The sequence below is a fragment of the Rhizobium sp. PEPV16 genome (assembly GCF_008919455.1).
GTDB lineage: Bacteria > Pseudomonadota > Alphaproteobacteria > Rhizobiales > Rhizobiaceae > Rhizobium > Rhizobium leguminosarum_Q.
Genome location: NZ_VSZV01000348.1, coordinates 28,894 through 41,890 on the forward strand (window position 1 = coordinate 28,894; position 12,997 = coordinate 41,890).

The window sequence follows — 12,997 nt, forward strand, 5'->3', positions numbered from 1 at the left end:
ATGTCGGATCCAAATTATCATTCGCTCGACACCGACAGCGCCATTGGCGGTCCGGTCCGGAGGAGCAGCGTTGGTCTCATGCGGCCGATCGCGGTTATCGCGGCCATCGCCGGCGTCGGCGTCGTCCTTTATTTTCTGCTTGCCGGCGGCGAGCAGCAGCCGGCGATCGACACGACGCCGCGCGAGGAGTTCCGTCCGGTCCAGACACCCAGGAACGAAGGGTTCAGAACGCCGGCCCCGCCTCCTTTGCCGACGGTCGTCGTTCCGGAAGCGCCGCCGCCACCCCCTCCGCCGCCGCCAGCGCCCGTCGTTCCGGCGGCTGCTCCCGTTTTGCCACCGGCCGAGGTCGACTGCACCAGAGGCAAGAACCCGGACAATCCCCGCTGCATCGAGCTCGCACGGCAAGCCAAGCTGCTGGAGCGTGTTCGCTCTTCCTCCATGGTCTTCGATCAATCGGATCAGAGGAACGGCGCGGCACGGGCCTCGACCGACGTCACGGGTGCGGGACTGTTCGGCGCCAGTGATTCGTCCGGGGCGCAAACGGCAGCAGCGTCAAACGGCGGCGGCGCGGTCGACAATGATCGTGCTTTCCTGAAGGCGATGGGCGGGCAGGGTGTGGACGTTTCAGTCGCAACCGAGAACCGCCGCACGGACGCCTGGATCCCGCAGGGCACGATGATCCGCGGCACGCTGGAGACGGCGATCAATTCAGACCTCGCCGGCATGGTGAAGGGGATTGTACGGGAAGACGTCTATTCGTTCGACGGCCGGCGCATCCTCATACCGGCAGGCTCGTCCCTAATCGGCGATTATAAATCCGGGGTCGAGCGGGGGCAGGAGCGGATCCTGATTGTCTGGACACGGATGATCCGCGGAGACGGCGTTTCGGTGCAGCTCGGCTCCTATGGCACCGATCGGCTTGGGCGCTCGGGCATGACGGGTGTCGTCGACCGCAAGTATTGGGAACGGTTCGGGCCGCCGGCGATGATGACGTTGATTGGTGGCGCCACTCAGTACATCGCCCAGCTCGGCCAGAAGCAGGACCGCAATATCACGATCGTCAACACGGATGGAACGGTGACCAGCATTCCTCAGGATAATGGAAGCACGTCACAGGATCGTGCCCGCGAAATTGCTGCCGAGACGATTGCGTCCGGCATCCAGCAGCTGGCGTCAGAAGCTTTCCAGGACAGCCGCAACATCCGGCCGACGATCCACATTCCTCAGGGATCCGACATCAATGTCTTCGTCACACGCGACCTCGACTTCGCCGGGCTTTATCCGGATCCGGTCCGCGAAGAGTTTGAGAGACTGCGCAGAAGGAAGCTTGGCAAATGAACGCGCGCCCGTCGATTTCTGCTGAGCAGCATTTTCTGTCTGAGGCCATCGAGCCGATCCGACCGTTTCTCGACGATCCCGGCGTGGTTGAGATTTCCTGCCAGCGCAGCAATGAGATCTGGCTCGAGCGTATCGGCCAGCTCAGCATGATGAGGCAGCAAGTCGACGGCCTCGACCAGGAATCAATCCGCCATATGGCATCGCGCGCCGCCTCGTTCACCAAGCAGACGGTCAACGCTGAACATCCGCTCCTATCGGCGACGCTCGTCAATGGCGAGCGCGTGCAGTTCGTGCTGAACCCGACTTCCGCGACGGGCCACGCCTTCTCCATCCGCAAGCAATTCATCCGCCGGTTCGATTTGAACGACTATGAGAAGGCTGGCGCGTTCCGCTTCACCAAGGTGACGGGAGACGACTATATCGACGACGTCGATATCGAGCTGTCGCGGCTGCTGCGGGCCGGCAAGGTTCGCGCCTTCCTGGAGCTCGCGGCAATCAATCACCGCAGCATGCTGATTTCGGGCGGCACCTCCACCGGCAAGACGACGTTTCTGAATACGATGCTCACCGCCATTCCGAACCATGAGCGGTTCATCCTCATGCAGGACACGGCTGAGCTGGAGCCGCTACAGGAAAACGTCGTCTCGCTGCTGGTCTCGAAGGGTGGCCAGGGCGAGGCAAGGGTGACGATGGGCGATCTGCTGGCCACGGCGCTCCGTCTCAGACCGGATCGGATCTTCATGGGCGAGCTGCGCGGCGACGAGGCCTTCGACTTCCTGAATGCGATCAATACCGGGCATCCCGGTTCAATGTCGACGATCCATGCAAACTCGCCGCACCACGCCTTCAACCGGCTGTCGACGCTGGTACTCAACAGCAATGTGCGCATGGAGCGCGACGACATCATTCGATACATCCGCTCGATCATCCCGATCGTGGTCCAGTTGAAGAAGAGTGATGCCGCCGGCGGCCGCGGCGTCAGCGAGATCTACTTTGCCGACGAGGTGGACGAAAATGGCAAGCGTATCCACGCACACCGAGACTGACCGCCCGAAATGGACGGGCCTGCAGCGGGCATCGTTGTTCACCTTGCCGATCGCACTGCTCGGAATCGTTCTCCTGTGGCTCGCCTTCTTCACGCTGATCTACGACGCCTACATCACCTCGTTCGGATCTTCGTCCTACTTCGACTATGTCGCACAAGCGCGCTGGATCGACGCCGTGCGCTATACCTGGTCTATCATCCATGTCCGCAACACGGTCGGACTTTCGCTGCTGGCCTTCGTGGTTGCCTTGCCGTTCCTGTTTTTCTTGGCTTGCCTCTGGATGCTGAAAGGCGGCAGGGCGTTGTCGCGCAAGATCCTCTACCTGCTGCATGTCCGGTCGATGTTCAGTCTGATCGCCCATACGGCTCTCATCTTCGCCGCCGCCTATGCCGGCGTCATCGTCTACGGCGTGGCCTTTTATCTCGTTGCCACAAAGGCCGGTGAGCATGCCGAGATTGCCAGCTACTACGGCAATCATCTGGCCGCGATGTATCAGGCTCCTTTCGGCGCAATCGATGCAGCCGGCGCCTATCAAAAACCCTCCCGGCACACGGTGCTCGCCGCGCTCGCCGGTCTCGCTGCCGCCGGTGCCATCGTCGGATTTCCGATCGGCGCGGCAATTCAGAAACGCCAGCGGATGATCATGGGAAAGGCACGCCTCGCCACCTTGAAGGACGCAGCCGATTTTCGGCTGCGCGACAAGCACGGCATCGTTCTCGGACTGAAGCAGGGATTGCTGCTGCGCAACGACGGCGATCAGCACGTCATGGTCATCGGTTCGCCGGGACAGGGCAAATCGCGCGGCTTCGTCATCCCGACGATGATGAGTTTTCAGGGATCGCAGGTCGTCCTCGACATGAGCGGCGAGCTCTTCGAGGAGACCTCCGGTTATCTCAAGGACAAGGGGTACGAGGTCTTCCTGCTCGCTCCGGGCTCGAAGTTCACCGACGGCTACAATCCCCTCGACCTGATCAGTGACGAGCCGACCCAGCGGATCACCGACCTGCAGAAGCTTACGCAAATGCTTCTGCCGGAACGTCTGCGATCGGATTCCTCCGACTTCTGGGAGGAAAGCGCCAGGATCCTGTTGACGGCCATGCTCGGCTTCGTGCTCGAATGCCCCGACACCCGCAAGTCGCTCAGCGAGCTCTATCGCATTCTCAATTCGATGTCGGACGAGCGCAAGGCGATCATCCAGCTATTGGAAAACTATGAGCCGGTTCTCTCCGACCAGACCCGGATGCAGCTCACCAAATTCGCCGGGCGCCATGAAAAGCTCGGGGAGGGGATCGCCGCGGAGATCGTCGCCAAGCTCAATTTCCTGCAGAACCCGCTGGTGGAAGCGCTGACCTCGATCACCACGATCCCGATCGGCACCATCAGAAAGCGGAAGATGGTGATCTACATCCAGGCCGACTGGAACGCCATGCAGATCTATGAGCGGCTGATCTCGATGTTCATCCAGCAGATGGCCGACAAGCTCGTGCAGATGGGACCGTTGCGCAACCGTGAGCATGAAGTGCTGATGATGCTCGACGAATTCGGCAATGGCGGCCGGATCGATACGGTGCTGACGCTCGCCCCGCTGATCCGCAAGAATGGCGTGCGGTTCGTCTTCATCCTCCAGGACGGCGCCCAATTGGAGCGGCTGTACCAGCGCTCCGGCCAAAAGATCCTGATGGGCGCTTCGACGATCAAGCTGTTCATGAATTTCCAGAACCAGGAAGATGCGACCGCTGTCTCGATGGCTGCTGGCAAAACGACGGAGTGGGTCGAACAATCGTCTTATTCGCATCGCCACGGCCGAAGACAGCGATCGATCTCGAAGGTGCCGGTCTCGGTCGATCTTCTTCCCGTCAACACGCTGATGATGATGAAGCCGGAAGAGGCGATCCTGCAGGTCACCGGTATGCCGCTGATGCGCATCATGAAGCTCGATTCCGGCGGCGAGCGGATGTTTTCGAAAGTGCGGAAGTTCAAGCCGGCGAAAAGGCCTTGCATTGAGCCGGTTGAATGGACGATCGACGACAGCAAGTCCGCTGCGGCGGCCCCGGCCTCGACAGGCACTGACAACGACGCCGTGCGCTTCGTCGTCAAGGATGGTGTCCGCCACGTCTACATTTCCTCGCTCGACGAGCTGCGTCATCGCCTGGATCTCGACGAGACGCGCGAGGCCGGTGTGGCGGAGGAGGAGGTACAGGCGGAAAAGAAGAAGCAGTCGGGAGACAAGCAAAAGGGGGATTCGGCGAGCGGGCAACGAAAGCGCGGCATACCCAAAACGCCTGGAGCCGCTCGCGAGAGTGACATCGGTCTCGATATCGACGAGGAGAAGCTCAGCCGCAATGTCTATTCGGGCTCACCGGCACATCGGAGCGTTCGAGCCAAACAGGCCAATGGTCCGTCGGATCAAAGCGGCCCTCGGCCTGCTGCAACTGTTCTTCGGCGGCAGGAGGTCAGAGACGTATTCGGGGCAGATCTTACCGCATTGAACGAGGTGATCTTCCAGCAGGCCGAAGAGAACGCGCTTGAGCCGGTCGAGCTGAACGCGGATGTCGAGCTCTTGATAGAGAGCCTGTCGGATCGGCTCACGGAGGACAGCTCGAGAGCCTACCTGCGCCAGTTCGCTAGCTTGGTGCGGGATCCGCTGGGCGAGGATCGGGAGCAATCTGAGACCGAGGCGCATGCTGAGTAGATGCGACGTCGCCCGCAACGACGCAACACTGCGTCCCCATCCGCCAGGGAAAACGATACATGGGTGAGATCCGACATTTCTTACACGGCGATATTTCAAATAATGGTCATCTCGAACGAATTGTCGCTGCCGCCAAGGCTGACGCCGGCTTTTGGCTGATGGTGAAGGAGCGCGAGATGGAAAGGCAAACGATCGGAGCCGAAGTTGACCTGGAGGGCGATGGTGAGGATGCGATCGACAAGTCGGCGCCGGCGAGGCTGACGCCCACGATCACAGAGCTGGCTGACGACCTCGTCTCGCGCATATTCGGAACTTGCCCACCCGAGGTACTGGTGATCATCCAACAGGCGCTCCTCGATGCCGCGAGAGTCGAGCTGAGCGCTGTCCGGTGAAGGCCAATCAAACGCTGAGGAAAACGGCGATCATAAATTGATCTTCAGGTCAGGATGTCGTCATCGGATGTCGGGGAAGTGTCGTATCCAGGCCGACGAACCTGATCGATCACCCAGTCTTGTAGCCGCCTGGCGGTGTCTGCGGCCTTCGCCTCAGTGAGATCCTTGGGAGAAATCCCAAAGATCGGCCCGAGATGCTTCATGCGCGGCAAAGTCCTTTCCTTCGCCTCTCGATATTCGTCGGTCTCCATCCCAAAGGCTTCGATAATGAGGGTCACCGAGATGGATCCTCCATATGTTGCCTCTAACATGAAGTCCGGCCTGCACAGACCGGCGGGAGTCTCTGATGCGAACAGCGGCTTGGTGATCTTGATGCGAAGGTCCGGTACCGCGTCGAAAAGACCTTGCTGCAGCCAGAACAACAGATGCGAAACATCTCTTTCGAATCCCGATTCCACCGGAAAGAGCGTGTCGCCGTTATAAACCGGCTGCGCATAGGCCTGGATCGCCCGCACGGGTCCCTCGTCATCGTCCTGAAAATCGACGTTCAGCAAGGTCAGGAACGGACCTCTAAGTGTGGGATCGCCACGCAATGGCTGGCGGACTTTACCGAGCACATCGATCTTTCTCAAGGACGATGCCGGCATGATCGCCTGGGCCGACACGGTTTTGACAAACAGCAACATAAAGCCGGTTCGCCGAAGGCTCTCCGGCCAGTCGGGACGAGAGGTCCAGAGCAATCGCTGCCAACGACTATCTGGATCCCAGTAATCCGCGGCCCATGTCGACATCAGCGCGTTGAGCGTCCAGGTCCGCAGCACCCTGAGCTCCCGCGCGGCGGAACGTATCCCTGAGAGCTGACCTCCTAGTGCAAGTTCGGGATTGTCCTGCAGCGCAGGGATAACATTCGTGCCTGCCTTGTCCAGCATCCGCCACAGGATGCTCGCAAGTCTGGAAGGACGGTCGTTTCGTTCCCTCGATCGGGTGGGATCATCCTCCGAGATATCAGCAAGACGGTTGGGAATGGCCGGAAGGGCGTCGATATAGCTGCGCTCGGATTTTGGCAGCGGGCGAATCTGATAGCGACGGTCGAACAGAGGCGGAGCAGCGTCCTTGTCCACATGGAACGGGCATGTCTGCGCATGGTTTGGACGCTCTTCATTTTGTTGGGGGTCCGCCTCCTTCGAGGTCAGTCGTCGCAGCGTAAATGTACGCTCCTGTTGGATCGGTGCGAGCAATGGCTGCAAGCCAGCGGCGAGGCAATCGCATTCAATCCAGCCGTCCATCACTTTGGCGCGTTTGATGACCGAAAGCGCAATAGCCTCATCTTCCTTGGATGCAGCGTTGCCATACCAGGCACGCAACGCGGTTGCCTCTCGGTCGGACAGGTCGGCAAGTGGATGCGCTGGACTGTTGCGAACGACGATCCGCATGCCAGACCTTCAATAGCCGAGGAGCCAGAGCCGATAGCCGAGGTATCCCACACCGGCGGCGGCGCTTGCGGCGATGATCGTCTCTCCCCAAGCTCGGATGTTCCAAGCCCTGCCTTTGTCGATGCGCGAACCTTCGAGCACAGCCGAAAGGAAGGCATAGATCGGGATCATCATCGCGTAGCCCACCGTGAGACTGTCTCGGATTACGATGCGGGCGAGGAGGAAAACAAATCCGAAAACCAGGGTCGCCAAACATAGCCGCTGCAAGTCAAATCGGTAGCCACGCTTTTTAAGCGACGTCATCGAGTGCCTCCTTCGAACTCAGTCTCGAAAAATATAACTGCAGTATAAGTGGCGGGCAAGCTACGGCAAGGGGTTCGGATCTATGGAGGGACCTATCCATGAGGATTCATGCCAATTGAAGACGGTGCCCCAACTACGGGGCTCAGTGACCCGAGGAGGCTCTGCCATCCTCTTGCAGGGCGTGATCGTCGCGGTGTAAGACGTGTAACAAAGTTGTGAATGCTTGGATGCAAGAGATAGGCAACAAAGGGTTTACGCTTGGTCATCATGGTCTCTAGCCGGCGTCAGGCATTGGATGAGCAGTAGAATCCCGAACAAATCCCCGGCCAGCAGCTGTGGCAGTACCCTCTGTCGGCGGGATAATACGTTTGCTGGTCCCGTATCGAGCACATCTTCCGCCAGGGAAGGCGTTTCATGTCGCGTGTGAAAGACGATCAGTCCGGCAACGCAGTGGGCGTCTCGATGTTGAAGGCACTATCGTTTCAAGAAAGGCTGGCAATCGGCCTGCGCCGATTGAAGGCCGAGCGCGGCCTAACGAACAAGGATCTGGCCGAACAACTCGGCGTATCAGAGGCCTATATGTCGCAAGTGACCCGCTGCATGCGTGACGTCAAGCTGTCGACGCTCGACAAGATGCAGCGGGAGTGGAATGTCATTATCGAGGATTTGCTCAGAGTCACCGAAGACGATCTCTCTCTGATAGAAGCGTTGAAAGCCCGCCGTGGGAAGAAAAAAGCTCCCGAGACCGCGACCTGATTTTCTCCTTCATAGCGTGGGATCGGCCCGGACTAGTGATCGAGGTTAAACCAGAACCTTTCCTTCATGCCTTGGTCATTCGGGATATCAAAGAAATAGGGATCAGCGCGCCGCGGTCGCGGGGTGGCAACTTGCTGGATGCAGCCATCATGGCCGTTGCCGAAACTCGTCATACCTGACTGTCTCGTGTGGGCATTGCGCTCCATCGGTGATCGGCAGACATCGACTGTTTTGATGCACTGGTCGGGCTCGCCGCGCCAGCCACCGTCGCCTTGCGAGCTATAGCCGACCGTCGTTCCGGCCGGGCAATCCTCGTAGTTTTCCCGCCCCGGCTTGCCGGCCTTAGCCTCATGGCAAATCGGCCAGGAAAATCCCGGGTCCTTCATCGCGGCAATGAGCCTTGTCATAGGTGGAACGCAATAGGCAACGCCGTGCCATGACGGATTTTTTGATGCCGCACACAACAGAACCTGGCATCCCCACGAGGCGTCCTCGGCTTTTGCGCCGCCGAGCGGGGTTCCAAGGGCTGTACCTATCAATGTTGCGACGAGAATCACCAACGGTCTCATAATTCGCCTCCGTTATCGACTACTGGATTTGCGCCCAGGCACCGTCGATCCTCGCAAAGGAAAGCACGCCCGGTTGCGCCGAGCCGGCAAAGGTGCCTGACGTTGTTGTGATGATGCCGGTACAGGTGACGCCAGGTATTGCCTCGCGCGGCTTGCACTCCGAGATCCTGATTGAACGGCCTGACTTCGCGATTGCAGCACTTGCCTCTTCGTCACTCGGAGCGTCCACGGGCAACGGTTGCTGGGCCGACTCCTTCAGTCGGACGATCTCTTTTTCCAGGTCTGCGATATGACCGGTTCGCGCCAGCTCACCGATCGCATATCCTCCCGCTGTTCCAGCAAGGAGGGCGATGGCGGCAGCAATCACCCTGGTATCGGGACGCTTGGCCATCGGGAACCTCAATACCCCTCGATGCCCAGTCGCTTGAGGACAGCAACCGGATCGGTCTCGCAGACCTTCTTCCAGTCCGCATGCTTGGCGCAGGCGTAAGCGTATTGGCTAAGGTCTGCCGATGACAGGTCGGCAAGCCTGTTGCCAATTGCTTTCCATTGCTGCACGTCCGTCGGATCGCAGCCGGCGCCGCCCGCGCCGCAAAAGTCCGGATCACGCTGATCGGTCAGATTAGGAGTGGCGCTATCTTGCGCGCCGCTCGCGACCGGAGCGAGGACGAGCAGGATTGCCGCGGCAACGACGGAGCAATAGATGCGGTTCATTCAATCTCCTTACACGTTTTTGAGTTTACCGAGCCGCTTGGGTAACAGGCAAAGGCAGGGGCAGGCCCGTCTCGGCTTCTGGTGATTGGCCGTCCGACTTCTCTGCGGCCACAGTCGATGCGGTGTAAAGCCAAGGGGGAAGCAGGTCCGGTGACGACCAGACTCCAAAGCCCAGCCCCCTGGCTTTCCGATCAATATCGAAATATGCAGGGACTTGTGGCTCGTTGCGGTAGTTGAATGCGTAACCGATACCCTCCGCAATTGCCGTTGCTGCCAGATTTGTTTCGCCGACAAAGCAATGAGCGATCAGGATCTTGTTGGTGTCGCGGCCAATTGGCGCGCAGTTGACGTTCTGCCCAAGTGTCCGGAGGATCATCCAGGCACGCGAAACCTGACCGGCGGGCCACTCCACGCCATCGCTCGTTGCGGTCTGCTCAAGGCGAGGGGCTTCATACCCAGCCAGGCGGACGATCTGTCGGCTCTTGACGAATTCGAACGTGGTCGCATCAACGACCTGAACCTTGCCGTAGATCTGACGCGGCACATCGGACGGGCGGCTTTGCGCAAGCAACGCCGTCGGGACCATTACGAGCCATAGGATCGAGGCAGCGGCAACTCTCATTGTTGTGCCCCCGCCTGTTGTTGGAGAACGGAAACCGGATGCGGTAGGTCCGAATAGGCCCAGAGTCCGGCGCGCGCCGAACGTGCAGATTCCTCCGCAACCCGGTAACCTGGAACAATCAGTCGCCCCGCGCTGTCGACGGCGGCAAATCCCCAACCTTGGGCAATCATATAGGTTGCCAGGTCGTACCGATGCCGGCCTGTCGTCGTTTGGCATGCGACGACCGCGTTGTTCTGGTCGAGATTTTTGATGGTCGCGCAGACGGGCCTCGTGTCTCGGATCAACGCCTGCGCCATGACCAGATCGAGCTCTCCGCAATCCCGGACAACGCCGGCAGAGACGGTGACGTTGGTTCCCCGGAGACAGGCCTGCAGACCATAGAGGCGATAACGTCGCCCGCCGGAGATCCAGGTGTCGCCGGTCTCGAATTGCGCCTCCGTAGGGAACGGAGCGAATTTAGGCTGATCGCCACCGACGTCAACGGCCGCGGGAAGGTCGGCTTGCGAGGCCTGAACAGGAATGACCGGGGGCGAGACATGCGGCTCGCGGGCGACGTTGCCGTGGGGGAGCATCGGCATGATCGTCGTGGCAGCATAGAGGCCGGAAGCTGTGATCGCGGAAATGAACATGAGAAACCCGATCCGCATCAATTGGTTGACGAATTGACCGGGTAGCGTTCCCCATAGGGATGCGTGAGTTGGCCGTTGCCCCAGATGCCGGCTTGTTCACCGCGTGCGGCGTCCTCGGCTTGCAGATATTCCGGAAAGACAGGCCGACCGGCGCGGTCACGGGCAGCGAATGCCAAGCCTTTGCGGATGAGCGCCTCGGAGAGCGATCGCACCACGCCATTCTCGACGAAAAAACACTCAGCAAAACGCACGGCTGGTCTGCCGGGATTTTGCGCGAAAACGTGGCAAGGGAATGCATCGCCGGCACCTGCCTTTGCCTCATCGAGGGTCGCAGTCATGCCGGCAAGCGAGATCATGGCACAGGTCGTCGGCATTCCGGCAAATTCCATTGGTTCGGTCGAGAGGCAGCCCTGGGCGCCAGCCAGTTTGATGACGGCACCATCGGCGCCGAGAAAGGCACTGCCGCTCAGCGCGGCTTTTGGACTAACGGTTTGGAGATCAAGTCGGGACGCGATCGATGAGGTGTCGAGCGGCATTTGTGGTCCGGGGATCAGATCCCGGCCCTGTGCATAGGCATTCTGATAGTAGCTGACAAACTCAAAGGCCGTGTCGGCCCGCGCGGCAAAGGGCAGGGCAATCAGGGCGCCTAGAAGGGTGCAAAAGAGGAGGCGGTCGAACCGCCATGCGCCATTGTTCATGCTCGCATCCGTCACCTGTTGACTGTTTTGAGAATGCACGAAATTATACTGCAGTGCAAGTCTGGAAAATGTCCGAGGATTGCAGTATGTGTTGTCGGACACTGGAAACGAACAGATGGAGAAAAGTGATGTCGGCGGCAAGAAAGGCGCTTAGGGTCGTTGTTTTTCCATTCCGGGCGGCATGGTTTCTGATGTTGATCGCGAACTTTCTGGCCATCTCGGGCGTCTGCCTTCTCGTCGCGGCCTTCGTTGCATATGGCATCGCCCTGGCGTTTTCGTATGCCTTTCTGCCCGCAGAATGGACGCAGGCACTATGGCGATGGGCAGCGGATCTGTATGCCCAGTCTTCCTGGTTCAGAGCTGCCGCACTCGTTTTCTTCACGCTACTTTTCTTGCCCATCCTCCGATTTTGGCCGGCGAGGGATTCGGTGGCGGATGCGGCGCGCGAGCGTGAGATCACACAGCTGAATGACGATTTGATCGCAGCGCGGCAGCAGGAACAGCGACGAGCCAGACTTCGGGCCTGAAAGGGGAGGCTCCTGGCACGGTTGCAGCGCGCTGGATCCCACAACGTCCTTGTCGGCCGCCACTGCGATTGAACACAGTCCGCAGCGCCGGCGATTTTTGATGCAAAGGGTGAGGAATTTCATGGCAGTCAAACCACTTTCGCTTGCTATCTCAACGTTCAAAGGTGGTGCAGGAAAATCGACCTTGAATGTCAACCTTGCAGCGGAGTTCGCCCAACAGGGACACAGAACGCTGCTCATTGATTGCGATGAGCAGGAGTCATCGACACGCTGGTACAATGTCTCGATGAAGCGCGGCTTACTTCCGAGCGATGGCACGTTGCTGCATCTGCGAGTAGCTCCCGTCGATCGGTTTCGGGACCGGTTGGCTGAAGCGCCCGAGGCGGATATTCGCATCTACGACGTTGGCGGCTACGTCCACCAACGCGCAATCGAGGTCTATCACGAGTGCGACGCAGTCCTCATTCCGATTATCCCGGAACCGACCGCCGCGACATCAGCGATCAAGGTCGCGACCATTTTGAAGGAGATATCCAAAAAACGGCCCCAAGGACCGATCCCTTATGCGGCGATCTGGAACTACGTCGACATGATCGCTCTCAAGCACAATCGGTCGCTTCCGGAAGTTCACGCAATCCTGACCAGCGGTAAGATTCCCATGGTGGAGACGGTCATCCGCAAGAGCAATCATTTCAGCGACGTCGGAGCCGGCTTCGGTTCGCTCTATTCCAAGCTCGCCAGCATTGAGAACAACTCGTCGCTGACGCCATCGGCCAAGCGCCGGGCCTCAGAGAGCGTGCTCGATGCGATCGATCTCGTGAAGAAGATCAACAACGAATTCATCTGCCTCCTGCAGGCGGAGGCGGCTTAGAGAGATGGCGGGGGAAAGAACACCGGCCGGCAACATTCTAGCCCTTACCCGGTCGAGAGAGGAGCAGGCGAAGGAGGTGGAGGACACCGCCACCTCCTATATGCCGACCAATATCGACCTTGAAACGCTCATGCCCGATGAGGCTCTCGAAGAGTCGGGAGAGAACGTCGCGCCCGGCGTCAGGTCACCGGACGTCCGCACTCCGGACAAAAATCGACGACGTGAGCGATTGGCCGCCGAGGGAACCTCAGCGGCAGGGGACACCACGAAACGGAAGCGGATCTCGCTGTATCTCGATGACGACGTGCTGACAAAGATCTTCCGAGTTTCACTGGAGCGCCACGAGCAGCTATCCTCCGCGACGCATCGGCTGATTGTCGAGGCTCTGAAGGCGAGGGGGCTTTAGC

Annotated in this window: 16 protein-coding genes; 8 read left to right on the forward strand and 8 right to left on the reverse strand. The window is 59.6% G+C overall.

Annotated elements, in window-relative coordinates; genetic code table 11:
- From virB10 to FY112_RS29400, 4 genes are read left to right on the forward strand one after another with little or no spacing between them, the layout of a single operon-like run.
- Positions 1 to 1,338, forward strand: a complete 1,338-nt coding sequence (gene virB10 / locus FY112_RS29385) for a type IV secretion system protein VirB10 (RefSeq protein ID WP_151519905.1) — start codon at positions 1 to 3, stop codon at positions 1,336 to 1,338.
- The gene (gene virB11 / locus FY112_RS29390; protein WP_029875121.1) at positions 1,335 to 2,384 is read left to right on the forward strand and encodes a P-type DNA transfer ATPase VirB11; all 1,050 of its coding nucleotides are present in this window, start codon (positions 1,335 to 1,337) and stop codon (positions 2,382 to 2,384) included. The genes virB10 and virB11 overlap by 4 nt, the downstream gene beginning before the upstream one ends.
- Positions 2,353 to 5,076, forward strand: coding sequence for a type IV secretory system conjugative DNA transfer family protein (locus FY112_RS29395; protein WP_151519906.1), 2,724 nt, complete (start codon positions 2,353 to 2,355; stop codon positions 5,074 to 5,076). The genes virB11 and FY112_RS29395 overlap by 32 nt, the downstream gene beginning before the upstream one ends.
- A 59-nt stretch (positions 5,077 to 5,135) precedes the next feature.
- The gene (locus FY112_RS29400; protein ID WP_151519907.1) at positions 5,136 to 5,468 is read left to right on the forward strand and encodes a hypothetical protein; all 333 of its coding nucleotides are present in this window, start codon (positions 5,136 to 5,138) and stop codon (positions 5,466 to 5,468) included.
- Between the two features lie 44 nt (positions 5,469 to 5,512).
- Here the strand turns inward: FY112_RS29400 and FY112_RS29405 are convergent, their stop codons facing one another.
- The gene (locus tag FY112_RS29405; protein ID WP_151519908.1) at positions 5,513 to 6,901 is read right to left on the reverse strand and encodes a hypothetical protein; all 1,389 of its coding nucleotides are present in this window, start codon (positions 6,899 to 6,901) and stop codon (positions 5,513 to 5,515) included.
- A gap of 9 nt (positions 6,902 to 6,910) precedes the next feature.
- A complete protein-coding gene (locus FY112_RS29410; protein WP_151519909.1) occupies positions 6,911 to 7,204 on the reverse strand; it encodes a hypothetical protein in 294 nt (97 codons plus the stop codon).
- Between the two features lie 414 nt (positions 7,205 to 7,618).
- On the opposite strand from FY112_RS29410, the gene FY112_RS29415 reads away from it, so the two are divergent.
- A complete protein-coding gene (locus FY112_RS29415; protein WP_017969115.1) occupies positions 7,619 to 7,960 on the forward strand; it encodes a helix-turn-helix transcriptional regulator in 342 nt (113 codons plus the stop codon).
- A 32-nt stretch (positions 7,961 to 7,992) separates the two neighbouring features.
- Here FY112_RS29415 and FY112_RS29420 read toward each other — a convergent pair whose 3' ends face one another.
- From FY112_RS29420 to FY112_RS29445, 6 genes are read right to left on the reverse strand one after another with little or no spacing between them, the layout of a single operon-like run.
- Positions 7,993 to 8,529, reverse strand: coding sequence for a hypothetical protein (locus FY112_RS29420; RefSeq protein ID WP_151519910.1), 537 nt, complete (start codon positions 8,527 to 8,529; stop codon positions 7,993 to 7,995).
- Between the two features lie 19 nt (positions 8,530 to 8,548).
- Complete coding sequence (locus FY112_RS29425; RefSeq protein WP_094231202.1) at positions 8,549 to 8,920, reverse strand: hypothetical protein; 372 nt, start codon at positions 8,918 to 8,920, stop codon at positions 8,549 to 8,551.
- An 8-nt stretch (positions 8,921 to 8,928) separates the two neighbouring features.
- Positions 8,929 to 9,243 carry a hypothetical protein gene (locus FY112_RS29430; protein WP_029875128.1) on the reverse strand — a complete coding sequence of 105 codons (315 nt, stop codon included), beginning with the start codon at positions 9,241 to 9,243 and terminating at the stop codon, positions 8,929 to 8,931.
- A gap of 25 nt (positions 9,244 to 9,268) precedes the next feature.
- Complete coding sequence (locus FY112_RS29435; RefSeq protein ID WP_181018295.1) at positions 9,269 to 9,865, reverse strand: thermonuclease family protein; 597 nt, start codon at positions 9,863 to 9,865, stop codon at positions 9,269 to 9,271.
- Complete coding sequence (locus tag FY112_RS29440) at positions 9,862 to 10,494, reverse strand: thermonuclease family protein (RefSeq protein WP_151519911.1); 633 nt, start codon at positions 10,492 to 10,494, stop codon at positions 9,862 to 9,864. Before FY112_RS29440 ends, FY112_RS29435 begins: the two co-directional genes overlap by 4 nt.
- Before the next feature lie 17 nt (positions 10,495 to 10,511).
- Positions 10,512 to 11,192, reverse strand: a complete 681-nt coding sequence (locus FY112_RS29445; RefSeq protein ID WP_017958554.1) for a thermonuclease family protein — start codon at positions 11,190 to 11,192, stop codon at positions 10,512 to 10,514.
- 128 nt (positions 11,193 to 11,320) lie between these two features.
- On the opposite strand from FY112_RS29445, the gene FY112_RS29450 reads away from it, so the two are divergent.
- The 3 genes from FY112_RS29450 to FY112_RS29460 all read left to right on the forward strand — a co-directional run bounded on the left by FY112_RS29450 (position 11,321) and on the right by FY112_RS29460 (position 12,996).
- The gene (locus tag FY112_RS29450) at positions 11,321 to 11,719 is read left to right on the forward strand and encodes a hypothetical protein (protein ID WP_151519912.1); all 399 of its coding nucleotides are present in this window, start codon (positions 11,321 to 11,323) and stop codon (positions 11,717 to 11,719) included.
- Positions 11,720 to 11,840: 121 nt separating this feature from the next.
- Positions 11,841 to 12,590 carry a ParA family protein gene (locus FY112_RS29455; protein ID WP_017958556.1) on the forward strand — a complete coding sequence of 250 codons (750 nt, stop codon included), beginning with the start codon at positions 11,841 to 11,843 and terminating at the stop codon, positions 12,588 to 12,590.
- Positions 12,591 to 12,594: 4 nt separating this feature from the next.
- Positions 12,595 to 12,996 (forward strand): hypothetical protein, encoded by a 402-nt coding sequence (locus tag FY112_RS29460; protein ID WP_017958557.1) that lies wholly within the window; start codon positions 12,595 to 12,597, stop codon positions 12,994 to 12,996.
- The last annotated feature ends 1 nt before the right edge of the window (position 12,997 follow it).

Excerpts from the sequence above, each read along its gene's own strand:
- virB11 (WP_029875121.1), top strand. The coding sequence starts at position 1,335 with ATGAACGCGCGCCCGTCGATTTCTGCTGAGCAGCATTTTCTGTCTGAG.
- FY112_RS29405 (WP_151519908.1), bottom strand. The coding sequence starts at position 6,901 with ATGCGGATCGTCGTTCGCAACAGTCCAGCGCATCCACTTGCCGACCTG.
- FY112_RS29415 (WP_017969115.1), top strand. The coding sequence starts at position 7,619 with ATGTCGCGTGTGAAAGACGATCAGTCCGGCAACGCAGTGGGCGTCTCG.
- FY112_RS29420 (WP_151519910.1), bottom strand. The coding sequence starts at position 8,529 with ATGAGACCGTTGGTGATTCTCGTCGCAACATTGATAGGTACAGCCCTT.
- FY112_RS29455 (WP_017958556.1), top strand. The coding sequence starts at position 11,841 with ATGGCAGTCAAACCACTTTCGCTTGCTATCTCAACGTTCAAAGGTGGT.
- FY112_RS29395 (WP_151519906.1), top strand. The coding sequence starts at position 2,353 with ATGGCAAGCGTATCCACGCACACCGAGACTGACCGCCCGAAATGGACG.
- FY112_RS29435 (WP_181018295.1), bottom strand. The coding sequence starts at position 9,865 with ATGAGAGTTGCCGCTGCCTCGATCCTATGGCTCGTAATGGTCCCGACG.
- FY112_RS29440 (WP_151519911.1), bottom strand. The coding sequence starts at position 10,494 with ATGTTCATTTCCGCGATCACAGCTTCCGGCCTCTATGCTGCCACGACG.
- FY112_RS29430 (WP_029875128.1), bottom strand. The coding sequence starts at position 9,243 with ATGAACCGCATCTATTGCTCCGTCGTTGCCGCGGCAATCCTGCTCGTC.
- FY112_RS29460 (WP_017958557.1), top strand. The coding sequence starts at position 12,595 with ATGGCGGGGGAAAGAACACCGGCCGGCAACATTCTAGCCCTTACCCGG.
- FY112_RS29400 (WP_151519907.1), top strand. The coding sequence starts at position 5,136 with ATGGGTGAGATCCGACATTTCTTACACGGCGATATTTCAAATAATGGT.
- FY112_RS29450 (WP_151519912.1), top strand. The coding sequence starts at position 11,321 with ATGTCGGCGGCAAGAAAGGCGCTTAGGGTCGTTGTTTTTCCATTCCGG.
- FY112_RS29445 (WP_017958554.1), bottom strand. The coding sequence starts at position 11,192 with ATGAACAATGGCGCATGGCGGTTCGACCGCCTCCTCTTTTGCACCCTT.
- FY112_RS29410 (WP_151519909.1), bottom strand. The coding sequence starts at position 7,204 with ATGACGTCGCTTAAAAAGCGTGGCTACCGATTTGACTTGCAGCGGCTA.
- virB10 (WP_151519905.1), top strand. The coding sequence starts at position 1 with ATGTCGGATCCAAATTATCATTCGCTCGACACCGACAGCGCCATTGGC.
- FY112_RS29425 (WP_094231202.1), bottom strand. The coding sequence starts at position 8,920 with ATGGCCAAGCGTCCCGATACCAGGGTGATTGCTGCCGCCATCGCCCTC.